Raw genomic sequence first — 25,770 nt, 5'->3', positions numbered from 1 at the left:
TCAGGCCGCATCGCCGAACGAGGACTGGATGATCTTTTCCTCCGTCAGCTCGTCGCGCCGCAGATTGGCGACGATGCGGCCATTCTTGAAAACATAGACATGGTCGCAATTGTCGAGCTCCTCGGTCTCGGTCGTGTACCAGAGGAAGGTCCGGCCCTTGGCGGCCTCCTCGCGCACCAGGTCGTAGACTTCCAGCTTGGTGCCGATATCGACGCCGCGCATCGGGTCGTCCATCAGCACGATCTCTGCGTCGGAGCCGAGCGCGCGGGCAAACAGCGCCTTCTGCTGGTTGCCTCCCGACAGCGAATAGATGTTGTTGTTCATGTCCGGCGTGCGGATACCGATCTTCTTTTTCCAGAATTCGGCAAGCTCGGCCTCGCGCTGCGGCGAGATCAGCAGCCCGTTGCGCAGCCGCGCCAGCGAGCGGATGCCGATATTCTGCGCGATCGACCATTGCGAAAAGATGCCGTCCGACTGGCGGTCGCCGGCGACCAGCGCCACCGGCGCGGTGACCTCGATGCCGGTCCTGGCGCGGGCGGCGGCCGAGAAGATCGCCAGCAAAAGATCCGTCTGGCCGTGGCCGGCAAGTCCCGCAAGACCGATGATCTCGCCTGCGCGCGCGACAAGCTCCTTGCCGTCCTGCTGCCTGGCCGGGCGTGCCCGCACCCTGAGCGCTCCTGGCTCGGTCTTGCGGGCCTCGGCGGCGGCTTTGTGATGTCCCTCGGCGCCGCCCATGGCCGCGACCAGCCTGTCGCGGTCGAACGCGCTCGCGGCGTCGGCCGCGACCACCTTGCCGTCGCGCATCACCACGATGCGGTCGGCGTTCTGCAGCACCTCGCCCAGCACATGCGAGATCAGGATGCAGCTGCCTCCGGCCGCCACGAAGCGGCGCACGAATGAAAGCAATTGGCCCGCCGTATGCGCGTCGAGCGACGAGGTCGGCTCGTCGAGGATGACCAGATGTAGCGGCTCGCGGGTCAGCGTGAAGGCGCGCGCCACCTCGACCATCTGGCGCCGCCCGATCGAAAGGTCGCCGGCGATGTCGTCCGCCGAAATGCCGTGGTCCGGGAAGATCTCGTCCAGCTTGGCGCGGATGAGGTCGGCGGCCCGGCGCCGCCAGCCGAAACCGGTGAGCGCGGGGTGATTGATACGGGTATTCTCGGCGACGCTGAGATTGGGGCAGAGCGACAGCTCCTGGAAGACGCAGCGTATGCCAAGTTCCAGCGCGCGCGCCACCGAATAGCTCGCTTCCTGATTGCCGCGCACGGCGATCTGCCCGCCATCCGGCCGCAGCGTGCCGGCCACCATGTGCATGAGCGTCGACTTGCCGGCGCCGTTATGCCCGACCAGCCCGACGCATTCGCCGGCGCCGACATGGAAGTCGACGCCGTTAAGCGCCCGAACGGCGCCGAAATGCTTTTCGGCGCCGTTGAGCCTGACGATATCCGCAATAGCCTGAAGCATCCTCAACTTTATCCGGTTGGCGATGCGGACCGCAATGTGCCCACCGCTATTGCTTGATGTTGGCCTTGATCGCCGCGATAGCTTCTTCCTGCGTGTATTCGTGCGTGGCGACGCCGCCTTCCTTGATCTTCGGCAGCGCGGCCTCGAAATCGTCCTGGGTGAAGGCGAGATAGGGCACCAGGAGGTCATGCGGGATGTCCTTGCGGCCGTCGAGCACCTGCTGCGCCACCCAGAAGGCCAGCGTCGACACGCCGGGCGCGATCGAGGCCGACCAGGTCTTGTAGCCGTCCTTCTCCTTCTGCTCCTTCCACCACTTCAGCTCGTCCTGCCGGTTGCCCATGATGATGGTCGGGCGTGGCTTGCCGGCCGCGGCGAAGGCCTGCGCGGCGCCATAGCCGTCGCCGCCCTGGTCGACGATGCCGACGACATCCGGCAACGACGGCAGGATGGTCGCCACCGCCTTCTGCGCCGTCGTCTGGTCCCAGTCGCCCGTCACCGAACCGACGATCTTGAACTCGGGATGGGCGGCGACGCCTTCGAGGATGCCGGCATGGATGGCATCGTCGATCGAGGTGCCGGCGAGACCGCGGATTTCCAGCAGATTGCCGCCCTTGGGCTGGAATTTGGCCATCTGCTCGACTTCCTGCTTGCCCATGTCCTTGAAGTCAACGACGACGCGGTAGGCGCAAGGCTCGGTCACGATGCCGTCGAAGGAGACGACGACGATACCGGCATCGCAGGCCTGCTTGATGGCGCCGTTCAGCGCATCGGGCGACGCGGCGTTGATGACGATGGCGTCATAGCCCTGCAGGATCAGGTTCTGCACCTGGGCGGCCTGAGTCGGCACTTCCTTGTCGGCGGTGGTGAAGACATCCGCTGCCGCGACCACCTTGTCCTCGACCGCCTTCTTGGTGACGATCGCATAGCTGTCGAGCATCGCCTGGCGCCACGAATTGCCGGCATAATTGTTGGAGAAGGCGATCTTCTTGCCGCTGGTGTCGGCAAGCGCGGTGCCCGAGGCGAGCATCGCCGCAAATGCACTCAATACGAGCAGTTTCTTCATGTCGGTTCCTCCCGAGGTTGCTGCTACTAAACGCGAATTCTCTGTTTTTTATCTATTGTCAGACAAATGCAGAGGAACCGCAAGCTGTCAACTGCAAAGCATTGGCACTGCTCGATCAACTTGCGGTGCGACGATTGAAAAGACGGCGACTCCTGGTCTAGGAACGCGGCAGGAGGCCAGTGCATGGCAGTGACGCCGACCGTTGCTAAAGGCGCGCCCGGAATTCCGGCGCGCTGGACGTCAAGTGCCAAGAGTGGCGTCGGAACCGCGCTTTCGGCAAAAAGCCCGCTCTGGTTCACCACCAGCCACGGCATCCTGAATGAAATCTATTATCCGCACCTCGACAGCGCCTGCACGCGCGACCTGGGGCTGATCGTCACCGGCCCCGGCGGTTATTTTTCCGAAGAGAAGCGCGATGCGGCCCACACCGTCCACCCTTTCGAGGATGGGGTGCCTGGCTACCGGCTGACCAACATCGCCTCCGACGGCGCTTACCGGATCGACAAGCGCATCGTTACGGATTCGAAACGACCTGTGCTGCTGCAGGAAGTGCATTTCAGCGCGATCAAGGGCTCGCTGGCTGATTATCGCGTCTACGCGCTGCTTGCGCCGCACCTCGTCAATGCCGGCATGGGCAATACGGCCTGGATCGGCGAGCACAAGGGGCAGCGTCTTCTCTTCGCCACAGGGCGCGGCGTGTCGCTCGCGCTCGCCTCCTCTTTGCCCTGGGGCGCCTGCTCGGCCGGTTATGTCGGCTTTTCCGACGGCTGGCAGCAACTGCACGACAACGGCGCGCTCGATACTTCCTGTCATGCAGCCGAAAACGGCAATGTCGCGCTGACCGGCGAGATCGGCCTTTCGGCCGGCGGGACGGTCGCCTTGCTGGCGCTCGGCTTCGGCGCCTCGCCGGAAGAAGCAGCGGATCTTGCCTTGGCCAGCCTGCAACAGGGTTTCGAGCCGGCCGCGAAGATCTATGTCGAGAACTGGCGGACATTTCAGGCAGGATTGGAAAAACTCGACCGCCACACCGCCTCCGGTCTGAACACCTACCGCGCCAGCACCGCGGTGCTGGCAACGCATCTGTCGGTAGCCAGACCCGGCGCCGCGGTCGCCAGCCTGTCGATCCCCTGGGGTTTCAACAAAGGCGACGATGACCTCGGCGGCTATCACCTCATCTGGCCGCGCGACTTGGTCGAGACGGCGGGTGGCTTCCTGGCGGCCGGCGACGGCAGGCAGGCGCTGCAGATCCTCGCCTATCTGCGTTCGATCCAGCAGCCGGACGGCCATTGGCCGCAAAATTGCTGGTCCGACGGCACCGCCTATTGGCCCGGCATCCAGATGGATGAATGCGCCTTTCCGCTGCTGCTCGCCGATGCCTTGCGCCGTGCCGGCCATCTGCCGAAGGCGAAGCTCGCCGACTTCTTGGGCATGATCGAGAACGCGGCCGCCTATGTCGTGCGCAACGGCCCGGTCACCGGCCAGGATCGCTGGGAAGAGGATGCCGGCTACAGCCCGTTCACGCTGGCCGTGGAAATAGCGGGCCTGCTCGCCGCGGCCGACATGCTGGAAACCTGTGGCAAGAATGAGCCGGCAAACTATCTGCGCGAGACCGCCGATTGCTGGAACGACCAGGTCGAGCGCTGGACCTATGTGACCGGTACGCAGGCAGGCGCCAAGGCGGGAACCGACGGATATTATGTCCGCATCGCGCCGCCCGACAATGGCGGCGCCGCGTCTCCGAAGGAAGGCTTCGTCCCGATCAAGAACCGGCCGCCGGGCGACACCGACAAGCCCGCCGAGGCGATCATCAGCCCGGATGCGCTGGCGCTGGTCCGCTTCGGCCTGAGGGCCGCGGACGACCCGCGCATCGTCGACACCGTCAAGGCCATCGACGCCGAGCTGCGCTGCGACCTGCCGCAGGGGCCGCTCTGGTACCGCTATACCGGCGACGGCTATGGCGAGCACGAGGACGGCTCACCTTTCGACGGCACCGGCCGGGGGCGGCCGTGGCCGCTGCTCGCCGGCGAGCGCGCCCATTACGAGCTGGCAGCCGGCCGCGGGGACAGGGCGGCGCAGCTCCTTGAGACTTTCGAACGTTCGGCCGGCGTCGGCGGCTTCCTGCCGGAGCAGGTCTGGGATCGCCCCGACATGCCAGACCGCGAATTGCGGCTGGGCGCCCCTTCGGGCAGCGCCATGCCGCTGGTCTGGGCGCATGCAGAGCACATCAAGCTGTTGCGCTCGCTGCGCGACGGCGCCGTCTTCGACCTGCCGCCGCAAGGCGTCGAACGTTATATCAAGGGCCAGACGGTCTCGCCGCTTAGGATCTGGCGCTTCAACCACAAGATCCGCTCCATTCCGGCCGGCAAGGCGCTGCGCGTTGAATTGTCGGCGCCCGGGGTCGTCCATTGGAGCAGCGACAAATGGCTGACCGTGCAGGACAGTAAGACAACCGAGAATGCGTTCGGCATTCACCTGGTGGATTTGCCCGTCAACCGCCTGCAGCCGGGAACCACCATCGTCTTCACTTTTTTCTGGCCCGGGGCGATGCGTTGGGAGAATGTCGACTTCAGCGTCGGCATTGGCGCCCAATCGTGATCCAGCAGGGCCATTGTACTTCTCCTTCCTCAAGCAATCGGGATGAAACCATGCAGATCGGAATGATGGGACTGGGCAGGATGGGCGCCAACATGGTGCGGCGCCTGATGCGCGACGGCCATGAATGCGTCGTCTATGACATCAATTCGGCAAGCGTCGCCGGCATGGTCAAGGACGGCGCGGTCGGTGCCGCCTCGCTGGAGGAGTTCGTCGCCAAGCTCGCCAAGCCGCGCTGCGCCTGGCTGATGCTGCCGGCCGCGATCACTGGCAGGATCGTCGACCAGGTGGCGGCGCTGATGGAGCCGGGCGACATCATCATCGATGGCGGCAATTCCTACTACCATGATGCCGTCGACCAGGCGGCCAAGCTGGCGGTTAAGGGCATCAACTTCGTCGATGTCGGCACCAGCGGCGGCGTGTGGGGGCTGGAGCGCGGCTACTGCCTCATGATCGGGGGCCCCGATGACGCTGTGAAGCATCTCGATTCGGTCTTTGCCACGCTGGCGCCGGGCGCCGATGCGGGCGCCAACCCGCCCAAGGATGCCGGCACGGCGCCCTTCGGCTATCTTCATTGCGGACCGAGCGGCGCCGGCCACTTCGTCAAGATGGTGCATAACGGCATCGAGTATGGCGTCATGGCCGCCTATGCCGAGGGCATGAACATCCTGAAGTCGGCCAATGCCGGCAAGCGGTCCAGGATAGCGGACGCCGAGACCAGTCCGCTCGAAAACCCGCAATACTACCAGTTCGACATCGACCTGCCGCAGGTCGCCGAGGTCTGGCGGCATGGCAGCGTCATCGGCTCCTGGCTGCTCGATCTCACCGCCGGCGCGTTGAAGAGCGATCCGGCGCTTGCCCAGTTCGGCGGCCGTGTCTCCGATTCCGGCGAAGGCCGCTGGACGCTGAAGGCGGCGATCGACACCGGCGTCCCGGCGCCGGTGCTGTCCTCTGCGCTGTTCGACCGCTTCTCTTCCCAGGGCGAATCGCAATTCGCCGACAAGCTTCTGTCCGCCATGCGCTATGCCTTCGGCGGTCATGTCGAGAAGCCGAAGACCGGCGCGTGAGGGGAGAGACTGCATGAGCCAGGAGAGGTCCGACACGCTGGTGCTTTTCGGAGCGACCGGTGATCTTGCGCACAAGAAGATTTTCCCGGCGCTCTACCAGATGGTCGCCAAGGGCACGCTGAGCGAGCCGGTGATCGGCGTCGCCTTCGAGCCTTGGGAGCTCCCCAAATTGGTGGACCGTGCGCGCGACGGCATCGTCACCGCGCTTGGCCGTGTCGACGACAAGGTCTTTTCCAAGCTCGCCTCGTTGCTGCGCTATGTCAGCGGCGACTACCGCGACGGTGCGACCTTCGAGAAGCTGAAGACGGCGCTGGGTTCCGCGCAGCGGCCGCTGCACTACATGGCCGTTCCCCCGGCAATGTTCGAGACGGTCGTGCAAGGGCTGGAGCAGTCCGGCACCGCACGCGGCGCGCGGCTGATGGTGGAAAAGCCGTTCGGCCACGACCTGCAGTCGGCGCGCTGGCTGAACCGGGTGCTGCATCTGGTGTTCGACGAGCAGTCGATCTTCCGCATCGACCACTATCTGGGCAAGGAAGCGATCCAGAACCTGCTCTATTTCCGCTTCGCCAACTCCTTCCTCGAGCCGATCTGGAACCGCAACTTCGTCGAGAGCGTGCAGATCACCATGGCCGAGGATTTCGGCGTCGAGGGCCGCGGCAAATTCTACGACGATGTCGGCTGCATCCGCGACGTGATCGAAAACCACCTGCTCAACATCCTGTTGCTTTTGGCCATGGAGCCGCCTGTCGGCCGCTCGGCCGACGACCTGATCGACGAGAAGGTGCAGGTGCTGCGCGCGATCCGCACGCTGACCAAGGACGATGTCGTGCGCGGCCAATTCGACGGCTATCTGGCCGAGCCGGGCGTCAGGCCCAACTCTCCGGTCGAGACCTTCGCCGCGGTGCGCTTCTTCGTCGACACCTGGCGCTGGCGGGACGTGCCTTTCTTCATTCGCGCCGGCAAGAACATGCCGGTGCACGCCACCGAGGTGATCGTGCGTATGAAGCGGCCGCCGCTCGACGTCTTCGATCCGATCAAACCGGGCGACGCCAATTATGTGCGCTTCCGCATCGACCCGCAGGTGGCGATCTCGATCGGCGCCCAGCGCAAGGTCGCCGGCGACGACATGATCGGCGAGCAGGTGGAGCTGACCGCGCTCGACGACACCAAGGGCGACATGCCGCCCTATGAGCGGCTGATCGGCGACGCCATGAACGGCAATGGCCAGCTCTTCACGCGCCAGGACGCGGCCGAGCTTGCCTGGCGCATCGTCGGCCCGGTGCTCGGCGACACCGCGGCGCCGGCAATCTATGCGCCCAAGACCTGGGGGCCGGTCGATGCCATGAACGGCTTCGGCCCACCCGACGGCTGGATCAATCCGAGCAAATAACTTTCGGGGAGGACGGGATGGCGAAGGCAGCAAAGAAAGCCGCGGCAACCGGCGATCCGATCGTGCTCGCCGTCGATGTCGGCGGCTCGCATGTGAAGATCCTCACCAGCGCAGGCGGTGAGATGCGCCGCGTCGCGTCCGGCCCGAACCTGACCCCGGACCAGGTCGTCTCGTCGGTCAAGACACTGGCCGAGGGCCTGGATTATGACGTCATCTCGATGGGCTATCCCGGCCCCGTGCGCGACAACAAGCCCTCGCTAGATCCCTTCAATCTCGGCAAGGGCTGGAACGGCTATGATTTCGCCGCCGCTTTCGGCAAGCCGGTGAAGCTCGTCAACGACGCGCTGATGCAGGCGATCGGCAGCTATGACGGCGGCCGCATGCTGTTCCTCGGCCTCGGAACCGGCCTGGGCGCCGCCATGATCATCAAGAATGTCGGCCAGCCCATGGAGCTCGCCCATCTGCCCTACAAGAAGGGAGGGACTTTCGAGGATTATGTCGGCGAACGCGGCCTGGTGAAGCATGGGAAGAAGAAGTGGCGCAAATACGTTTTCGACGTTGTCGACAGGCTTCGCGCCGCCTTGCAGCCGGACTATGTCGTGATCGGCGGCGGCAATGTCGACAAGCTCGATCAATTGCCGGAAAAATCCCGGCGCGGCGACAACACTCGCGCTTTCGAGGGTGGATTTCGTCTGTGGCGCGACAAGGCGCTGGTCGTCTGATAGTTACATTTCAGTATTATTGTTCAAAACAGCGTGTATTGACGCGACAAAATGTTGCGCCGCGCAGATTTGCCGACTAGGAATTCGCCGGCCTGCGGCCCCTGCGGCTTCCCGAATTCGCAAACAACGCTCGCAGCGCTTCGACATTACACCGCGAAAACCGAATCGTTTTCGCGACCTTGCGGCAGAAATGGAGGGACTACGTGGACGAGGACACCAGCACAGCCAGGGAAATCGACCTGCTCGAGCTCACCGCTCATATCGTATCGGCCTATGTCGCCAAAAACCGCCTGCCTGCTTCCGACCTGGGCGGACTGATCGCCAGCGTCGCCTCTTCGATCGGTGGGATCAGCCAGCCGGCGGAGCCCGCGGCGCCCCCGCCGGTTCCCGCCGTCAATCCCAGGCGCTCGGTGACGCCGGACTACATCATCTGCCTCGAGGACGGGAAGAAGTTCAAATCGCTGAAGCGCCATATCGGCGTGCATTTCGGCCTGACGCCGGAAGCCTACCGCACCAAATGGGGCCTGCCGGTGGATTACCCGATGGTCGCGCCCAACTACGCGGCGTCGCGCTCGCAGCTCGCCAAGTCGATCGGCCTCGGCCGCAAGGCGGAACCGGAGCCGGCGAAGCCTGCAAGGGCCAGGAAGGCCAAAGCCCCGGCCTGAAATAACGCGCCTGCACCAATGGTTTAGGGAAGCCTGCCGAGGAATCAGCCTTGGCAGGCTTCCTGCTTTTATGGCTTGGATACCGTTCCACCAGGCAATTCCAGGAAAGCCGTACGGAATTGCGTCAAAACAGGACGCGCGGTCTGTTTAAAAGGATGAACCGCTTGGGGACATGGTCATGAACTACACCAGAATGGTGATCGAGAAGGAAGCGCCGGAGGAATACGGCTACGAGCGCATCCGCTACAACCTTTCCGAAAGCTCGATCGCAGACCAGAAACTCTCCGACATAGGTCTCGCGCTGCCGGACCTCACGCTGTTCTATGGCGAGCACCGCGGCGACAGGGAACTGCGGGCGCTTATCGCCGGGCAGGACACGGGTCTTTCCCCCAATGATGTGCTGGTGACCGCTGGCGCGGCCGGCGCGCTGTTCATCATCGCCACGTCGCTTCTGTCGGCCGGCGACCATCTCGTGGTCGTGCGGCCGAACTACGCCACCAACATCGAGACACCGAAGGCGATCGGCTGCGCCATCTCTTACATCAATCTCGATTTCGACGAGGGCTTTGCCATCGACATCGACCGTGTGAGGCAGAGCTGCGGCCGAACACCAGGCTGATCAGCGTCACCTGCCCGCACAACCCGACAGGCACGATGATGACACGCGCCGACCTCGACGCGCTGATTACGCTTGCCGAAGGCCGCAAATGCCGCCTGCTGGTCGACGAGACCTATCGCGACCTCTCTTATGGACAGAGCCTGCCCGCGGCGGCCTCGCTCAGCTCCGCCGCCATCAGCGTCTGCTCGCTGTCCAAGGCCTTCGGCATTCCGGGCATCCGCATCGGCTGGCTGGTGACACGCGATCCGCAATTGCAGGAAACGTTCCTCGCCGCCAAGGAGCAGATCGGCATCTGCGGCAGCGTCATCGACGAGGCGATCGCCCGCGCCACGCTCGAACGCCGTGATACCTTCCTCGCCTCGCTGCTCCCCGAAATGGCCAGGCGCCGCGACGTCGTGCAGGACTGGATCGACGGCGAGCCACTGGTCGACTGGGTGCGGCCGCAAGGCGGCGTCGTCGGCTTTCCGCGGCTCAACGTCGATGCCGGCTTCGACCTCGACAGATTCTATACCAGGCTGCTGGAGGAATACGGCACCTATGTCGGCCCCGGCCACTGGTTCGAGATGCCGAAGCGCTTCTTCCGCCTCGGTTTCGGCTGGCCGAAAGAGGCGGAGTTGCGCGGCGGGCTGGAAGCCATCTCGGCTGCTTTGAGAGGCTGAACGCACCTCACCAGAGCGGGCAATTCCGATTTTCTTCGCGCCACCGCGGATTTTTTGCGCGCATGGCAAGACGAACTGGGCTAAAGGGTTGCGGCCGGACCAGCGCCCACCGTGGAAGTGCCCCGCCGGCCTTTGTCGCAACGGGGCCCTCGAATCATGACAGCCGAAACAACGTCACCAGACCAGCGCTACGCCGCGTTCCGGCACCGCCCGTTCCTCAGCTACTGGACGGCGCGTTTCCTCACGACCTTCGCCACCATGATCGTCTCGGTCGCCGTCGGCTGGCAGGTCTATGACCTGACCCGCAATCCGTTCGACCTCGGCATTGTCGGGATCGTCCAGTTCCTGCCTTCGCTGCTCCTGGTCCTGGTCACCGGCGTCGTCGCCGACCGCTTCGGCCGCCGGCTGATCATGACGCTGGCGACCCTGGTCGAGGCCGGCTGCGCCTTGGCCCTGCTGCTTCTGACGCTGCGCGGCCTGACCGGCCCGCTGCCGATCTTTGCCGTATTAGTGATGTTCGGCATAGCCCGCGCCTTCTACGGCCCCGCTTCGTCCTCGCTGTTCGCCAATCTCGTGCCGCAGGAGGATTTCGCCAACGCGATAGCCTGGAATTCGTCGGCCTGGCAGACGGCGACCATCGTCGGCCCGGTCGCCGGCGGCCTGCTCTACGGCGTGTCGGCGGAAGTCGCCTACGCCACCGCCGCTGTGCTGATGCAGGTTGCGAGCATGCTTGTGTTCACCATTCCCAAGCCTGCCCAGCAGACGGCCACCGACAAGCCGACGATGCAGACGCTGTTTGCCGGCTTCAGCTACATCTGGGGCGAGAAGATCGTGCTCGGCGCGATCTCGCTCGACCTGTTCGCCGTGCTCCTGTCGGGCGCCTTTGCGTTGCTGCCGGTCTATGCGCGCGACATTTTGCAGCTTGGTCCCTGGGGGCTCGGACTGCTGCGCTCGGCGCCGGGCATCGGCGCCATCTGCGTCGCCGTCTGGCTGGCCGGCCATCCGATCCGCGACCATGCCGGCAAGATCATGCTCGGCTTCGTCGTCTTGTACGGCGCCTCGATAGTGCTGTTCGGCCTGTCGACCATCACTTGGCTGTCCATCGTCGCGCTCGCCTTGCTTGGAGCGACCGACATGTTCAGCGTCTACATCCGCGAGACGCTGATCCAGCTCTGGACGCCGGACGAGGTGCGCGGCCGCGTCAACGCCGTCAACCAGGTCTTCGTCGGCGCCTCCAACGAGGTCGGCGAATTCCGCGCCGGCACCATGGCGGCGCTGATCGGCACAGTTCCCGCCGTGGTGATCGGCGGCATCGGCGCCATCGCTGTCGCCGGCCTATGGGCCTATCTGTTTCCCGCACTGCGGCAGGTGCGGCATCTCAACAGCCGCAACTGATCGCGTTCTTGATCCAAGCCGCTGGATCCGACGTTCAGGCCAATCTCACCGCGCCGTCGCCCAGCGAGGCAGGGGCGCGAGCAAATCTACTCCGAAAAGCTCACGCTGACGCCGCGCTGCCGAAAATAGGCCTGCATCAACTTGCGGCCGGCGCGGTTGTTCTGCACCAGCTTGGCCGGGTCGAACACCGCCTGTTTCTTCCCCTCCCGCGCCAGCGCCGCCTTGAGTGCCGCGATATGCGCATCGAGGTCGGCATTGTCGGCTCGGAGTGAGGCATAGATATTTTCGGTCGCCTCGGCCAATGTCAGTTCGCTCACGGGTGTCTTCCTTTGATTGATCGGGCGGCGCTTAGCACAGATTCGCGGCTCCGCCGATACCGATGAGACTGCCTGCTGATCGGTGCCACGCGGCAGTGATCGGCGGCATCGCAGAACTATGGTCCCGGTGCTGCGGGCAGGTGGTCCTGAATAGCGCCAGTGATCGGGCGGTCATAAGCGGCGATCAGCGGCAGAACACTGGTTCGCCAGCGCAACAGGGATGAACTGAGCACTCCAAATCCTCTGGGCCAACGGCCGGTCATGGCGCGGCTGCTCGTCGCTCTCGTTAAGCTCCCTTCTTCCGCAGGTCATTGACGACATCGAGAAAGGCACGCAGCGCCGGCGGCACGGCTCGATGTCCAGGATAGTAGATTGCAACCTCTTCCGGAGCGGGCATCCACCTGGTCAGGACCTTGCGCAGCCGGCCATCGGACATGGCCGCTTCTGCAGCCGAATCCGCCACATAGGCGATGCCCAGACCCTTTACTGCGGCTTCGACCATTAGCTCCTCGTCATCAAGAACAATGGGGCCGTTAGCGTCAATCACGAGTTCCTGGCCGGCGCGTTCGAATTCCCATCGATAGAGCTTCCCGCTGGGCATGCGGTGACCGATGCAATGGTGGCGCTGCAATTCCTCCGGGGTTCCCGGCTCCCCTGAGCGGTCGAGATAGGCGGGCGAGGCGACGCAGATGAACGTCAGCCGGCGTGCAAGCGGCACGGCGATCATGTCCTTGGGAACCGATCCGAGGAGGCGCACGCCGGCATCGAACCCGCCGGACACGATGTCGATGAGTCGCCCCTCGACGACGATGTCCACCGTTACATCAGGATGGAGCTCCGCCATCTGCGGAAGAACCCCGCGAACGAGAAGCCCAGCCATCAGTCGCGGTGCGTTGATGCGGACCGTCCCCGCAACGTTGCCCCGGAACCCTGCGATGCTGTCGAGCGCCTCATCCAGTGAGGCGAGCGCCGGCTGAAGGCGGCCGAGCAGTTGGAAGCCGGCTTCCGTCGGCGAGACGCTGCGTGTGGAGCGGTTCAGAAGGCGCACGCCCATGCGCTCCTCGAGCGCTCGCATAGCATGGCTCAACGTGGAAGGCGCAGTGCCGATCTCGTCCGCTGCGCGGCGGAAGCTGCGATGCGTGGCAACGGCCACGAAGGCGGTGAGATCATTGAGGGACGGGCGGGACATTGGTGGTGTTTTTGCATCACCCTATGCCGATTTCAATGACTAATGCGCATAATGCGATTGCCCTATCTCCAACTCGAAGACCCGGCTCCCGGCCGTTGCCGGTCCGCTCCCATTAACAAGGCACAAAGGAACACGAAATGCCTGCACGTGACGCCATCTATCCGGCCAAACGCCACGCGTTATACGATATTCATCGATATTCTGCGGCCATTCGCTCCGACGATCTTCTTTTCGTGTCGGGTCAGGTCGGGAGCCGTGAGGACGGCTCGCCCGAGCCCGTATTTGAGGATCAGGTTCGGCGCGCCTTTGCCAATCTACGCGAGGTCTTGGCCGCCGCCGGGTGTAGATTCGATGATGTTGTCGACGTCACCACCTTCCACACCAACCCGGATGACCAGATCGCAACAGTGCTGGCCGTCCGAGCGGAAGAGATCGGCGAACCTCCCTATCCGAACTGGACGGCAGTAGGCGTCAGCTGGCTTGCCGGCTTTGATTTCGAAATCAAGGTCGTGGCCCGCATCCCTTCGACGACCAGCGACCGGCCGGCGGACAAGCGCTGATTGCTTGCCGTGCACTGGTGATTTGCTGGCAACGACGCTAGCTGGGGAGCTTTCAGGATCCAACGCAAACGGCGCTCAAAGTTTTGCATCTGGAAGGCGATCCGCTCGCGACTTGAAGTTCGCGAATGGGTCGACTTCGGCTAGGGCGTGAAGACCGGAAGGCGCCAGCGAAGTCGGCTTAGCCGTCCTGCGACCAATAGCTTTGCATTCGACACAGTCTACTATTTGGGCAGCGGCAAGGGCACCCCTACTGCCGACATTGGGCGCAAAGCGGCCTTTCCATGCCCCGGCAGGCGTAAGCCATTCTCGGTCAAAACCGAGCATTCAGAGCAATGGCCTTTCGCCCTACCCCACAGCCGGCTTGCCGAAAATCAACCCCAGAAACTCGCCCAGCCAGCGCCTCAGGTGCATGTCCCAGATCAGCCGGCCGCCGAGATGGTCGCGGCCGGGCTGGGCGCCGGGCAATTCGAAGCGATGCGCGCCGCGCACCACCCAGCGCTGCATCATCGCCCTTGTCAACTCGCCATGGAACTGGATGCCCCAGGCATTCTCCCCATAACGAAACGCCTGGTTGGGATAGGTTTCCGCGGTTGCCAGCAGCGTCGCTTCCTTCGGCAGCGAAAAGCCTTCACGGTGGAACTGATAGACCATTTCCGGCCAGTGCAGCAGTTTCTTGCCGGCCTCGGTCGCCTTCAGCGGATACCAGCCGATCTCGACCAGGCCTTCGCCGTGGCCCTCGACCTTGCCGCCGAGATGGTTGGCGAGCATCTGGGCGCCAAGGCAGATGCCGAGGAACGGCCGGTTCTCCTTCAGCGGGATTTCCAGCCAATCGGTCTCGCGGCGGACGAACTCGTCCTCGTCATTGGCACTCATCGGGCCGCCGAAGATAACCGCGCCGGCATGACCGTCCAGCGTGCACGGCAATTCGTCGCCCAATGGCGGCCGGCGGATGTCGAGGTCGAAGCCTTCTTCCAGGAGCATATGGCCGACGCGGCCGGGGCTCGAAGTCTCCTGATGCAGCACGATCAGGATTTTTGGTCTCGGCCTCGGTCTTGGTGGCATGGAAGGCGAAGGATCCTGCTATTCGTCGCTCGATTCGCCCCGCGCGCCGGGCACCTCTGCTGCCGCCTTGCGGCGCGCATCGATGCGGTCGCGACGCTCGACGCCGATCAGCTCGGCGACCCGCCAGACGGTGTTGTCCTCGAGCTCGTCAAGCTCGCCATCGGCATAGACGATTTCCCACATCAGGCCGATGAAGGCCTTGCGCGCCTCGGGGTCGAGGTGGCGCTTCAAGACGCTGGTGAAGGCGTAGAGGTCGATCGCCTCGTTGTCGGCGCGCTCGCCGGCCGCCGCCAGCGCATCGAGTTCCTTGCCGCTCACCGAATAGGTCGCGGCCAGGATCTGCTTGAACCGTTCCCACTCGACGTCCTGGCGCACGCCGTCGGCGTTCATCACATGATAGAGCAGCGCCGAAGCCGCGACGCGCGGATCGTCGGCGCTCGGCTTGGCCTCGCCAGCAGCCGGCAGATCTCTCAGGAAGGACAATACGCGCTCGAACATCGATGTTTTTTCCCTGCCCAACAAACCCGGTCCCAGAACACAGCCTCAGAACAAACGAAAGCGGCGCGGCGATTTTCCCGCTTCTTCTTCCGGCGCGACACCAGGGTCGTCCGGCAGAGGCGGCAGCTCCGGACCGGGCTCGCCGATTTCAGCCTCGCTGACGGCTTCCGCAACGGACGCTTGCTTCTCGCCGCCGTTTGAAGGCACCGGCGCCGGCTTCTCGGCCGGAGCATCGGCGACGATGTCGATCGCCTTTTCGGCGACAGGCTGGACAGGCGGCGCGGCCGTGATCGCCGGTACGGCGACATCCGCGTCGCTGTCGATCAGCTGGCCAAGCCGCTCCATCGGCGCCCGCCAGGTGAAGGCATCGAGCTTGCCAGTGACTGGCGACACCGGCGCCCAGCGCTCGGAGATGACGCCGTCCGCCACCCACGCCGGATCGCGCGGCGCGCGCACGGCCTTCGATAAGAGCTGCCTGACCTTGCCCTGGTCGCCGGTCTCGGCCTCCTCGATATCGGCGAGCAGAAGATAGGCGCCCTCGCGACGATCCATGCGGATCGCGGCCTCCGCCTCGCGCCGCGCCGTGGCGAAATCCTGAGCATTGAGCGCTGCGCGCGCCACGGCCATCGACGACTCGGGATGATTCCTCTTCAATTCCTGCAGCTTCTTCGCGCGGTTCAGACGATCGAGCACGGCGTCTCCCGGCCTGGCATGGGTATAGAGCTCGGCGATGTCGGGATGCGGCTCGGCCTTCCAGGCGGCCTCCAGGATCTTGGAGCCCTTGCGCACGTCGTTTTGCCGGATAACCAGATCGGCGGCGATCACCGCGGCCGGCGCGAAATCCGGCGCCAGCTTGTTGGCTTCGAGCGCCGCGGTGCGGGCCGCGTTCGGGTCGCTGTCGACCAGCGCCTGCGCCTTGGCGGTGAGCAGCACGGCGCGGCGGCGATTGGCGGCGTCGCGCTCGATCTGCCTGGTCGATTTCTGCGCCTCGACCAGCTTCAGCGCGCCGTCCCAATCGCCGCGTTCGGTAAGTTCTTCCAGCGTCGATTCCGCCGCCCAGGCAAGCTGCGGCGCCACCGCCGCCGCGCGGCCGGCATAGTGGCGCGCGGCATTGCGGTCGCCGAGGCGCTCGGCCTCCAGATAAAGCCCGCGCAGGCCGAGCAGCCGCATCTCGGGATCGTCGAGCATGCGCTCGAATTTCTCCCGCGCGCCTTTATGGTCGCCTTCGAGCAGCGAGGCCTGGGCGTCGAGCAGGTTGATCAGCGGCTCCTGGTCGGAGCCGATCAGCTTGGCCGCCTCCTTGGTCTTCTTGCGCGCCAGCGCGCCGTCGCCGGCGCCGGCGGCGATCATGCCCGTCGACAATGCCTGGTAGCCGCGGTCGCGGCGGCGCACCCTAAAATAGCGCGAGATCGTGTAGGGGCTGTTCCACAGCGACTTGATCAGCCACCAGACGATCATCACCGCCGCCACAACAGCGACGATCGCCACCGCCGCCACCATCAGCGTGACCTGGTACTGGTAGCCGTTGAAGGTGACGAGCATCTCGCCCGGACGGTCGGCCAGCCAGGCAAAGCCGAGCCCGAGCGCGAAGACGACGGCGAGGAAGACGAGGAGGCGGATCATCTTGTCTCCTTAGGCCTTCGTCGCGCCGGCAATCAGCGCTTCGAGCTGCTTTTCGACCTCCAGCCGTGCCTTCAGTTTGCCGGCAAAATCGGCGCCGGCCGCCTTTGCCGCGTCCGGCAGCGTGTCATATTCGCTGAGCGCCGTGGCGTAATCGCCCTGGTTGACCGCCACTTCCATGCGCGCGACGGTTTCCGGCACGCCCTTGCCCTCGACCGCACCGACCGGCCGCACCTTGACCAGCGATTCAGCGCTCGACACCAGGCTCTGGAAGAAGCCGGCATTCTGGTCGACCGGCTTTGCCGCATCGACCATGGCGTTGGCGGCGGCATCGGCCTCCGCAGCGATGGTGGCGCGGGTCGGCACGCCCTTTTCGGCATAGGAGCGCAGCGCCGCGAGCTCGGGCGCGTCCGGCGCGATCGCCGCGAATGTGTCGAGCTCGGTCGCGAACGGCGCGCCGCGATCGAGCGCCGACTTCAGCGCCGAGGCGGCGATCGCCAGCGCGATCTTGGGTTGCGAGGCTTGCGCCTCGACCTTGCCGGAGAGCTGCGATACGGACTGCTCCAGTGCCGCCACCCTGCCGTCCTCGGCCTTGGCCGCGTCGCCGGCCGATTTCACCAGCGCGTCGAGCCCGGCGATCTTCTCGTTGAGCGGACCGAGATCGGCGGGTGCCGCATTGCCGTTCTTCTGCAGCTCGGCGACGGTTGTCTCGATCTGGCCGACCTTGTCGCCGAGCGCCTTGAGCGCAGCGCCGTCGCCGCCCTGGCCGGCCGAGGATTTCAGCGCCGCGACATCGGCCTTGACCCGATCGAGCGCCGAGGACAGGCCGTCGACCTTGGCCGAGGTGCCGCCGCTTTCCTTCAGCGCCGCAATCTCGGTTTTCAGCGAAGCGATCTCGCCGTTGACGCTATCGAGCGACCCGCCGCCCGGTCCCGACGAGCCGAGCAGGCCGACCGCTTGCAGCAGGCCGGCACCGGCAAGCGCGATCACGCCGCCGACGACGCCCGCAGCGATGGCGTTGACGCCGGTTCTGCGTGGCGGCTGCGGCACGCCATCCTCGCCCCATGTCTCACTTCGTGTCTCGCTTGCCTTCGATGCCGAGGCGCCGGCGCCAGGCGCGGATGCGTCCTCGAAATTGTAATCGAAGCCCTTGGGCTGGCTCTTCGGCGCATCGGACGCGCCGGGATACGGCGCCTCCGGCTCGCCCTTGCCGGCCTCTGATTTATCGGCTGCAGCCTGCGCGGCGTCGCTATGCTCCCACGGCTCGATATCGGCCTGCTCGGCATGGATCGGCTCTTCCGGCGGCTCCGGCTGCGAAGCAGCGGCGGCCTCTTCTGCCTTCGCCTCGTCGGTCTGCGCGGCACTGGCCTCGGCCTTGGCGGCATCCTCGTCAGTGATTCGCGAGACGGCGCCGGGCTCGAGTTCGATGGTCACCGGCTCGCGCCGGGTCTTCGAATGTCGCATCTTCGGCGTCTTGACCATGCTTTGGGCTCCGCGAACTGGCTTGAGGATGGTTCAAAGGGTCCAGGGGATGCTCTAGCACATCACCAAGCGGTGAAAAGGGGCGGTGTGATGACGCGGCTCAGCCGGGCAGCGACAAAAGCGCCAGCAGCTGCTCTTCCTCGGGCTTGGACGCGATGCGGACCCTGTCACCGGCAACCCCGTTCAGCGGCTCGGCAACACGCGCCGAAAGCGCCAGGAATTCCGTTCTTTCAAAGAGATGCCGCAAGGCCGGCCGCGCAATCAGGCTGACCAGCGCCAAGCTGGCCTTGGCCGAATAGAGCAGCGCGGCCTCGACCGGCCGGCCCGACAGGCGGGCGACCACATCGGCATCGCCATAGTCGACAGCTGTCGTGTCGTAGGTCTCGATCGCCTGGATATGCACGCCAGCCGCCGCCAACCGCTGCTCGAACGCAGGCAAGCGGACGCGGCCGCACAGATAGACGATTGCCTTGCCGGCAAGGCCGCCGGCGATGGCATCGGTCAGCGCCTCGGCGTCGCCCGGACCTTCCGTGACGGAGAGGAATCCCGCCGCGCGGCAGGCTTCCGCCGTCCGTTTGCCAACTGCGTGGCAAGGTAGGCGCGCAAGTGCCCCGATCAGCGCCTTCGGCGCATGCCGCACCGCATTGGCGCTGGTGACGACGACCGCGACGCCATCGGTGCCGATGCTCGCCTCGACCGGCAATGCGCTCGTCTCGGTCAGCGGCAGCAAGACAGGTTGGAATCCCAGGGCTTCGAGGCGCCGTGCCGTGCGCGACGCGCCAGGCTCCGGCCTCATCACCAGGACGCGGACCATGTCAGGCCCAGCCGTCGAAGAATGTCGCACCAGCCCTGGTGCGGACCGTGCGCGCCGCGTCCAGGCCGATCTCCGCCGCGTCGGCAGCCTCGCCTTCCAACCGGACCTCGTGCGATTCCGTGCCGTCGGGCGAGATGATCAGTCCGTCAAAGGACAGTTTTTCGCCCGAGACCGTCGCATGGCCGGCGATCGGCGTGCGGCAGGAGCCGTCGAGCGCGGCCAGGAAGGCGCGCTCGCAGGTGAGCGCCTGGCCGGTCGGCACGTGATGGATCGCCGCCAGCATCTTTTCGACGTCGCGGTCGCCGATGCGGGTTTCGATGCCGATCGCGCCTTGTCCCGGCGCCGGCGGAAAGGCTTCCAGCGGCATCAGGTCGGTGACGACATGCTCAAGTCCGAGGCGCTTCAATCCGGCATAGGCCAGGATGGTGCCCTCGGCGACGCCCTCGTCCAGCTTGCGCAGCCGGGTCTGCACATTGCCGCGGAAGATCACCACGTCGAGATCCGGCCGCATGCGGCGGATCAGCGCTTGACGGCGCAGCGATGACGATCCGACCGTGGCGCCATGCGGCAGGTCGGCGATCCGCTTCACGTTCTTGCCGATGAAGGCGTCGCGCGCGTCCTCGCGCGGCAGGAAGGTGACAAGCTCCAACCCGACGGGCAGCACCGTCGGCATGTCCTTCGACGAATGCACGGCGATGTCGATGCGGCGCTCGAGCAGCGCTTCCTCGATCTCCTTGGTGAACAGGCCCTTGCCGCCGGCCTCCGACAGCGGCCGGTCCTGGATGCGGTCACCACTAGTCGAGATCGGCACCACTTCGAACGCCTCTTCGGGCAGGCCAAGCGCCTGCATCAGCCGCGCCCGCGTCTCATGCGCCTGGGCCAATGCCAGCGGGCTGCCGCGTGTTCCGATTTTCAAAGTTTGCATGGCGCGCGGTCCGTGATAACCCCCGGGGCAGCTTGAGGTCTGCCGGGCCTTTTCCTAATTGGGATTGGCCGGTGATACAATCATAGAGGCCAGCGACCAATTGATCCGCGTTCTGGGCATTGAGACGAGCTGCGACGAGACGGCGGCCAGCGTTGTGGCGCTGGACGGCGTCGCCGCGCCCGAAATCCTGTCCAACATCGTGCTCAGCCAGATCGAGGAGCATGCGGCCTTCGGCGGTGTCGTGCCCGAGATCGCCGCGCGCGCCCATGTCGAGGCGCTGGACGGCATCGTCGAGGCGGCGCTCGCCGATTCGGCGGTATCGCTCGATGAGGTCGACGCCATCGCCGCCACTGCCGGTCCCGGCCTGGTCGGCGGATTGATCGTCGGCTTGATGACCGCCAAGGCAATCGCCGCCGCCGCCAACAAGCCGCTGATCGCCATCAACCACCTCGAGGGCCACGCGCTGACGGCACGGCTGACCGACGGTCTCGATTTTCCTTATCTGCTCCTGCTCGTTTCCGGCGGCCACACCCAGATCGTCGCGGTGCGCGGCGTCGGCGATTACCAGCGCTGGGCGACCACCATAGACGATGCGCTGGGCGAAGCCTTCGACAAGACCGCCAAGATGCTTGGCCTGCCCTATCCCGGCGGCCCGAATGTCGAGAAGGCGGCCGCCAGCGGGGATGCAGGCCGCTTTGCCTTCCCGCGCCCGATGAAGGGCTCGGCGCAGCCCGATTTCTCCTTCTCCGGCTTGAAGACGGCGGTGCGCCAGGCGGCGAGCGCGATCGCGCCGCTGAGCGACCAGGACGTCGCCGATATCTGCGCCTCTTTCCAGGCCGCGGTGGCCGACGCGCTGGGCGATCGTGTCGCCCGCACCCTTGCCCGGTTCCGCCAGGAATTCCCGGGCCATGCAAAGCCGGCGCTGGTCGTCGCCGGCGGCGTCGCCGCCAACCGCACCATCAAGGCGACGCTCGAAGCGCTGTGTTTCGAGGCCGGCTTCGCATTCGTCGCGCCGCCGCAGAAGCTTTGCACCGACAATGCGGCGATGATCGCCTGGGCCGGCATAGAGCGGCTGCGCGCCGGCATCGCCGACGAAAACGCCGCCGATTTCGTGCCGCGCTCGCGCTGGCCGCTCGACAGTGTTTCCGCGCCTCTGGTCGGCTCGGGCCGGCGTGGTGCCAAGGCATGAGCAAGAAAGGCACCAGCGGCTGGCGCGTCTCGGTGCTGGGCGGCGGCGCCTGGGGCACGGCGCTGGCGCTGGCCATGTTGCGCGCCGGCCATGATGTCCGGCTCTATGCCCGCGACACTGAGACCGTCGCCGCCATCGCCCGCGGCCAGAACCCGCGCTACCTGCCCGGCATCAGGATCGAGCCCGGCATCATGGCCTCCAGCGACATTGCCGCGGCGCTTGACGGCGCCGACTGCGTGCTCGCCGTGACGCCGGCGCAGTCGCTGCGCGCCATTCTGGCCAACGCCCGCAACCATGTGCCCCAGGGAGCGCCGCTGGTGCTCTGCGCCAAGGGCATCGAGCGCGATACCGGCGCGCTGCTCTCGGCGATCGTCGAGGAAAGCCTGCCGGGCAATCCGGTCGCGGCGCTTTCCGGCCCGAGCTTCGCCAGCGACGTCGCGCGCGGCCTGCCGACCGCCGTGGTGGTTGCCGCCCGCGATGCGGAATTGGCGGCCGAGCTTGCCGCGCGCTTTTCGGCGGAGAACCTGCGCTGCTATTCGAGCGACGACCTGATTGGCGTCGAGATCGGCGGCGCGCTGAAGAACGTCTTTGCCATTGCCGCCGGTGCTGTCACCGGCGCAGGCCTCGGCGCCAGCGCCCAGGCCGCCATGGTGACGCGCGGCTTCGTCGAATTGCGCCGCATCGGCGCGGCCTTCGACGCCCGGCCGGAAACGCTGATGGGGCTTTCCGGCCTCGGCGACCTCTTGCTCACTTGCTCCTCGGCGCAGTCGCGCAATTTCGCCTATGGCTTGGCGCTCGGCCAGGGCAAGCCGCTTGCCGGCCTGCCGCTGGCCGAAGGTGTGCCGACGGCGGGGATTGCCGCCCGCATCGCTGCCGAGCGCGGCATCGAGGCGCCTATCATCTCGGCCGTCGCCGCCATCCTCGACGGCAAGGTGACGATCGGCCAGGCCGTGACCGCGCTGATGACGAGGCCGCTCAAAACCGAAACCGACATTTGACCATCGGAGTTGAAAATGCTGTTGCGTTGATTTGCAAGGACAAGCCCGGCAGCCTGCAGCTGCGCGTCGACACGCGGCCGGCGCATGCTGCGTTCCTGGAAGGCCTGATCGCCGAGGGCAAGCTTGCCTTTGCAGGTCCCTTCCTCGACGCCGACGGCAAGCCGGACGGCAGCCTGGTGATGATCGAAGCGCCGGACATGGCTGCTGCCCAAGCTTTGGCCGCGGCCGATCCCTACGCCAAGGCCGGCCTGTTCGAAAGCGTCCAGATCCGTCCGTGGAACTGGGTCTTCCAGAAGCCCGCCGGCGCATGATTGGCTGCTCTCGCCGCAGCGACGGCGAGAGAGTAAGCATAGACGGGAACGCCATGCGTGGCGGTGCGACAAAGCGATGGGACAAACGATATGAACTACTGGCTGTTCAAGTCCGAACCCTCGGTCTTTTCCTTCGAAGCGCTGAAGGCCAAAGGCAAGGCCGGCACGCAATGGGACGGCGTGCGCAACTACGCCGCCCGCAACAACATGAAGGCGATGCAGATCGGCGATCTCGGCTTCTTCTATCATTCCAATGAGGGCCTCGACATCGTCGGCATCGCTGAGGTCTGCGCGTTGGCGCATCCCGACACCACGACCGACGATCCGCGCTGGGAATGCGTCGACATCCGCGCCTATAAGGACGTGCCGAAGCCGGTGACGCTGGAACAGGTCAAGGCCAACCCGAAGCTCGCCGATATGGCGCTGGTCCGGCTTGGCCGGCTTTCCGTGCAGCCGGTGACGCCGGCCGAATGGAAAGAGGTCTGCCGCATGGCCGAGCTCAACCCGGCGCCGTGACGAAGCTCACGCCGAAAAGCGCGAAAAAGTTCATCCTCGACAACACGGCGCTGATGGCGCCGCCGCATGTGCCGGAAGTGCTTCTGCACCTCGCCGACGAGGCGCATGACCTGTGGCTGCGCACCGAGGAGGAGCTGGCCGAGATCGGCCTGCCGCCGCCCTTCTGGGCCTTCGCCTGGGCCGGCGGCCAGGGCCTCGCCCGCTATGTGCTCGATAATCCGGGCACCGTACGCGGCAAACGGGTGCTCGATTTCGCCTCCGGTTCCGGCCTCGTCGCGATCGCAGCGATGAAAGCAGGCGCTAGCCAAGTGATCGCCGCCGACATCGACCCGTTCTGCGAGACGGCGATCGCCATCAACCTCGAAGCCAACGGCGTTGAAGCGCAATTCCGCGGCACGGATTGCGTCGGCACCGATGATGGCTGGGACGTCGTGCTCGCCGGTGACGTCTTCTACGACAAGGCCTTCGCCGAACGGGTGGTGCCCTGGTTCGGATCTCTGGAGGCGCGCGGCGCCGAAATCCTCGTCGGCGATCCGGGCCGTGCCTATCTCCCCAGGACCGGGTTGGAAGCGCTTGCCATCTACCAGGTTCCGGTGACGCGCGTGCTGGAAGATGCCGAGGTCAAGCGCACCACCGTCTGGCGCCTTGCTTGACGCGATCGCCGAACAAGCGTTCCATCGCCTTTCAACTTGGAGGGGAAAAGCATGGATTTTTCGGTCGTGAACTGGCTGGCGGTGATCGCCGCCGCAATCGTCTCGTGGCTGTTCGGCGCCGCCTGGTACATGGGCTTGAGCAAGCCTTGGCTGAAGGCCGCCAAGCTCGAGCCGGCCACCATGCAGCGCTCGGCCCTTCCGTTCGTCGTCAGCTTCATCGCCGAGCTGATCATGGCGCTCGTGCTGATGCTGGTGGTGGGCGCCATAACCGGCGGCGAGCCGAACCCGATCGCCGGGTTGCTGTTCGGCTTCGTGCTCTGGCTCGGCTTCATCGCCACCACGCTCACCGTCAACCACCGCTATGAAGGCTTCGGCTGGGCCTTGACGCTGATCGATGCCGGCCACTGGCTGGGCGTGATGCTGATCATCGGCGCCATCATCGGCTGGTTCGGCGCGCCGGCCGCCGCGGCTGGCTAAAGCAATTCCAGGAAAAGTGTAAGCGTTTAGGCTCGGCGACTTCGCCGTAGCCTTCCGTCCGGAATTGCGCGGAAACAAGTATTTAGGCCATCACGTCGGCGTCTTCGCCGCCTCCTCGGTAAGCCATTCGCGAAAGGCGACGACGCGTGCGTCGTCCTTCGCCGCCTCCGGATAGACCAGGAAATAGGCGAATTCCGGCGCGACCTTGATGCCGAGCTCGAAGGGCCGCACCAGGCGCCCTTGCGAAAGATCGTTGGCGACCATGGCGAAGTCGGCGAGCGCCACCGCGTTGCCGTCGAGCGCCGCCTGGGTGGCATCGGTCGACGACCCGAAGACCAGCGTGCGGCTGTCGTCGAAATCGTCGACGCCGGCCGCGTGCATCCACATGCTCCAATTCGGCCAGGTCACGCCCTGCCGCGACCATTCGATATGCGCGAGCGTGTGGTTGAACAGGTCACGCGGCTCCTTCAGCGGCGGACCTGACGCCAGCAGCGCCGGGCTGCACACTGGGATGATGATGTTCTCGAACAGCCGATGCGCGCAGAGCCCCGGATATTTGCCGGCGCCGAAGCGGATGCCGACATCGACGTCGTCGAGGTCGAAATCCCGGACATCGTAGGTGATGTCGAAGCGCAGCTCGATGCCCGGCTTTTGCTTGCGGAAGTCGTCGACGCGGCGCATCAGCCATTTCGTCGCGAACTGCGCGTCGAGCGTCACCTTCAGCAGCGCCGTGCCGCGGGTCATCTTGCGGGCTCGGCTGACGGCGCGGTTCAGCAGGTCGAGCGCATCGACCGAGGCCTCCAGCAGCACATTGCCTGCCTCCGTCAGCCGGATGGTGCGGCTGGTGCGCGTGAACAGCACCAGCCCGAGCTGATCCTCGATTTCCTTGATCTGGTGGCTGACCGCCGCTGGCGTCAGGCCGAGCTCGTCGGCTGCGCGGGTGAAGTTGAGATGCCTGGCCGCCGCTTCGAACGTCCGCAGCGCACGCGTTCCCGGCAGCAGCTTGGACATGCGATCTCCAAATAAAACTTGATGATCGGAAAAGAACTACTCGTTTCCAGTTTGTTTTTCAATCCGGCATCATGGCTTCATCGAAACACCATAAAACCGGATTTGATATCCGGAGAACACGGATAGAGCCATGTCTGAGATCGCCCTGAAGCCCTGCACCACCCTGGAATCCCCTTCCGGCTTCGCCCTTTGGCTGCGTTCGGCACGCGATTGGCTGCGCCAGGCCCGCGTCGCCGCCCGGCTGTCCCACGATCCGATCGAAGACCTCTCCGACAGCCAGTTGCGCGACATCGGCGCCGGACGTCGGGACGTCGCGAAAACGATGGACAAGGAACTTCGTGAGATCGGGCTGCTCGGCACGGGCTGGCAGAAACCGGGAAAGAGGCAGTAGGAATAGGGATTAGGCAGTAGGCAATAGGCAATAGGGAAGGAGACACCTACTGCCTACTGCCTACTGCCTACTGCCTACTGCCTACTGCCTACTGCCTACTGCCTACTGCCTACTGCCTACT

Annotated in this window: 27 protein-coding genes; 16 read left to right on the top strand and 11 right to left on the bottom strand. The window is 65.4% G+C overall.

The annotated features are described in order from the left end of the window. Positions 1-1,464: a sugar ABC transporter ATP-binding protein gene (locus LB538_RS26750; protein ID WP_224531915.1), complete on the bottom strand. Its 1,464-nt coding sequence runs from the start codon at positions 1,462-1,464 to the stop codon at positions 1-3. A 46-nt stretch (positions 1,465-1,510) separates the two neighbouring features. Then, positions 1,511-2,527: an ABC transporter substrate-binding protein gene (locus LB538_RS26745; RefSeq protein WP_095769596.1), complete on the bottom strand. Its 1,017-nt coding sequence runs from the start codon at positions 2,525-2,527 to the stop codon at positions 1,511-1,513. Between the two features lie 183 nt (positions 2,528-2,710). On the opposite strand from LB538_RS26745, the gene LB538_RS26740 reads away from it, so the two are divergent. From LB538_RS26740 to LB538_RS26710, 8 genes are all read left to right on the top strand, one after another. Continuing rightward, positions 2,711-5,122: a glucan 1,4-alpha-glucosidase gene (locus tag LB538_RS26740; RefSeq protein WP_224531913.1), complete on the top strand. Its 2,412-nt coding sequence runs from the start codon at positions 2,711-2,713 to the stop codon at positions 5,120-5,122. Between the two features lie 50 nt (positions 5,123-5,172). Beyond that, positions 5,173-6,186, top strand: coding sequence for a phosphogluconate dehydrogenase (NAD(+)-dependent, decarboxylating) (gnd, locus tag LB538_RS26735; protein WP_224531912.1), 1,014 nt, complete (start codon positions 5,173-5,175; stop codon positions 6,184-6,186). Positions 6,187-6,199: 13 nt separating this feature from the next. Beyond that, the gene (zwf, locus tag LB538_RS26730; protein ID WP_095769593.1) at positions 6,200-7,576 is read left to right on the top strand and encodes a glucose-6-phosphate dehydrogenase; all 1,377 of its coding nucleotides are present in this window, start codon (positions 6,200-6,202) and stop codon (positions 7,574-7,576) included. Between the two features lie 17 nt (positions 7,577-7,593). Next, positions 7,594-8,298, top strand: coding sequence for an ROK family protein (locus LB538_RS26725; protein WP_224531911.1), 705 nt, complete (start codon positions 7,594-7,596; stop codon positions 8,296-8,298). Positions 8,299-8,501: 203 nt separating this feature from the next. Further along, entirely contained in the window at positions 8,502-8,963 is a 462-nt protein-coding gene (locus LB538_RS26720; RefSeq protein WP_095769591.1) for a MucR family transcriptional regulator, read from the top strand. Between the two features lie 178 nt (positions 8,964-9,141). After that, positions 9,142-9,582 carry an aminotransferase class I/II-fold pyridoxal phosphate-dependent enzyme gene (locus tag LB538_RS29225; RefSeq protein WP_263482573.1) on the top strand — a complete coding sequence of 147 codons (441 nt, stop codon included), beginning with the start codon at positions 9,142-9,144 and terminating at the stop codon, positions 9,580-9,582. A gap of 38 nt (positions 9,583-9,620) precedes the next feature. Then, a complete protein-coding gene (locus LB538_RS29220) occupies positions 9,621-10,241 on the top strand; it encodes a pyridoxal phosphate-dependent aminotransferase (protein ID WP_263482574.1) in 621 nt (206 codons plus the stop codon). Between the two features lie 156 nt (positions 10,242-10,397). Continuing rightward, complete coding sequence (locus LB538_RS26710; protein ID WP_224531910.1) at positions 10,398-11,636, top strand: MFS transporter; 1,239 nt, start codon at positions 10,398-10,400, stop codon at positions 11,634-11,636. An 86-nt stretch (positions 11,637-11,722) separates the two neighbouring features. Here the strand turns inward: LB538_RS26710 and LB538_RS26705 are convergent, their stop codons facing one another. Together LB538_RS26705 and LB538_RS26700 are read right to left on the bottom strand one after the other, a co-directional pair. Then, positions 11,723-11,953 (bottom strand): hypothetical protein, encoded by a 231-nt coding sequence (locus LB538_RS26705; protein ID WP_217574228.1) that lies wholly within the window; start codon positions 11,951-11,953, stop codon positions 11,723-11,725. A gap of 286 nt (positions 11,954-12,239) precedes the next feature. Beyond that, the gene (locus LB538_RS26700; RefSeq protein ID WP_224531909.1) at positions 12,240-13,142 is read right to left on the bottom strand and encodes a LysR family transcriptional regulator; all 903 of its coding nucleotides are present in this window, start codon (positions 13,140-13,142) and stop codon (positions 12,240-12,242) included. Between the two features lie 137 nt (positions 13,143-13,279). Between LB538_RS26700 and LB538_RS26695 the strand changes: the two genes are divergently transcribed. Further along, positions 13,280-13,702 carry a RidA family protein gene (locus LB538_RS26695; RefSeq protein ID WP_224531907.1) on the top strand — a complete coding sequence of 141 codons (423 nt, stop codon included), beginning with the start codon at positions 13,280-13,282 and terminating at the stop codon, positions 13,700-13,702. 345 nt (positions 13,703-14,047) lie between these two features. Here the strand turns inward: LB538_RS26695 and LB538_RS26690 are convergent, their stop codons facing one another. The 6 genes from LB538_RS26690 to hemC all read right to left on the bottom strand — a co-directional run bounded on the left by LB538_RS26690 (position 14,048) and on the right by hemC (position 20,103). Continuing rightward, on the bottom strand, positions 14,048-14,764 hold the full coding sequence (locus LB538_RS26690; RefSeq protein ID WP_224531906.1) for a glutamine amidotransferase: 717 nt from the start codon (positions 14,762-14,764) through the stop codon (positions 14,048-14,050). A gap of 18 nt (positions 14,765-14,782) precedes the next feature. Then, positions 14,783-15,262 (bottom strand): TerB family tellurite resistance protein, encoded by a 480-nt coding sequence (locus tag LB538_RS26685; RefSeq protein WP_224531904.1) that lies wholly within the window; start codon positions 15,260-15,262, stop codon positions 14,783-14,785. 45 nt (positions 15,263-15,307) lie between these two features. Further along, positions 15,308-16,885, bottom strand: coding sequence for a heme biosynthesis protein HemY (locus tag LB538_RS26680; protein WP_224685883.1), 1,578 nt, complete (start codon positions 16,883-16,885; stop codon positions 15,308-15,310). A gap of 9 nt (positions 16,886-16,894) precedes the next feature. Continuing rightward, positions 16,895-18,364, bottom strand: a complete 1,470-nt coding sequence (locus LB538_RS26675) for a COG4223 family protein (RefSeq protein ID WP_224531900.1) — start codon at positions 18,362-18,364, stop codon at positions 16,895-16,897. 100 nt (positions 18,365-18,464) lie between these two features. Next, positions 18,465-19,178 (bottom strand): uroporphyrinogen-III synthase, encoded by a 714-nt coding sequence (locus tag LB538_RS26670; protein ID WP_224531897.1) that lies wholly within the window; start codon positions 19,176-19,178, stop codon positions 18,465-18,467. 1 nt (position 19,179) lies between these two features. After that, positions 19,180-20,103, bottom strand: coding sequence for a hydroxymethylbilane synthase (gene hemC, locus LB538_RS26665; RefSeq protein WP_224531895.1), 924 nt, complete (start codon positions 20,101-20,103; stop codon positions 19,180-19,182). A gap of 103 nt (positions 20,104-20,206) precedes the next feature. Here hemC and tsaD point away from each other — a divergent pair, with 103 nt between their 5' ends. The 6 genes from tsaD (at position 20,207) to LB538_RS26635 (ending at position 24,247) form a co-directional block, all read left to right on the top strand. Continuing rightward, a complete protein-coding gene (gene tsaD, locus LB538_RS26660) occupies positions 20,207-21,292 on the top strand; it encodes a tRNA (adenosine(37)-N6)-threonylcarbamoyltransferase complex transferase subunit TsaD (RefSeq protein ID WP_224532004.1) in 1,086 nt (361 codons plus the stop codon). Then, the gene (locus tag LB538_RS26655; protein ID WP_224531893.1) at positions 21,289-22,290 is read left to right on the top strand and encodes an NAD(P)H-dependent glycerol-3-phosphate dehydrogenase; all 1,002 of its coding nucleotides are present in this window, start codon (positions 21,289-21,291) and stop codon (positions 22,288-22,290) included. The genes tsaD and LB538_RS26655 overlap by 4 nt, the downstream gene beginning before the upstream one ends. Before the next feature lie 2 nt (positions 22,291-22,292). Further along, positions 22,293-22,601 (top strand): YciI-like protein, encoded by a 309-nt coding sequence (locus LB538_RS26650; protein ID WP_224532003.1) that lies wholly within the window; start codon positions 22,293-22,295, stop codon positions 22,599-22,601. A gap of 90 nt (positions 22,602-22,691) precedes the next feature. Then, positions 22,692-23,117, top strand: coding sequence for an EVE domain-containing protein (locus LB538_RS26645; RefSeq protein WP_224531891.1), 426 nt, complete (start codon positions 22,692-22,694; stop codon positions 23,115-23,117). Then, positions 23,072-23,770, top strand: a complete 699-nt coding sequence (locus LB538_RS26640) for a class I SAM-dependent methyltransferase (RefSeq protein WP_224531888.1) — start codon at positions 23,072-23,074, stop codon at positions 23,768-23,770. Before LB538_RS26645 ends, LB538_RS26640 begins: the two co-directional genes overlap by 46 nt. A 51-nt stretch (positions 23,771-23,821) precedes the next feature. Next, positions 23,822-24,247: a DUF1761 domain-containing protein gene (locus LB538_RS26635; protein WP_224531887.1), complete on the top strand. Its 426-nt coding sequence runs from the start codon at positions 23,822-23,824 to the stop codon at positions 24,245-24,247. A gap of 90 nt (positions 24,248-24,337) precedes the next feature. Here LB538_RS26635 and gcvA read toward each other — a convergent pair whose 3' ends face one another. After that, positions 24,338-25,258 carry a transcriptional regulator GcvA gene (gene gcvA, locus LB538_RS26630; protein ID WP_140698256.1) on the bottom strand — a complete coding sequence of 307 codons (921 nt, stop codon included), beginning with the start codon at positions 25,256-25,258 and terminating at the stop codon, positions 24,338-24,340. A gap of 130 nt (positions 25,259-25,388) precedes the next feature. Between gcvA and LB538_RS26625 the strand changes: the two genes are divergently transcribed. Next, a complete protein-coding gene (locus tag LB538_RS26625) occupies positions 25,389-25,649 on the top strand; it encodes a hypothetical protein (RefSeq protein WP_224531884.1) in 261 nt (86 codons plus the stop codon). The last annotated feature ends 121 nt before the right edge of the window (positions 25,650-25,770 follow it).

The organism is Mesorhizobium sp. Ca11 (assembly GCF_020165275.1).
Taxonomy (GTDB): Bacteria; Pseudomonadota; Alphaproteobacteria; order Rhizobiales; family Rhizobiaceae; genus Mesorhizobium.
Note: the sequence above shows the minus strand (reverse complement) of the source record. Positions and strands in the feature narration are given on the sequence as shown.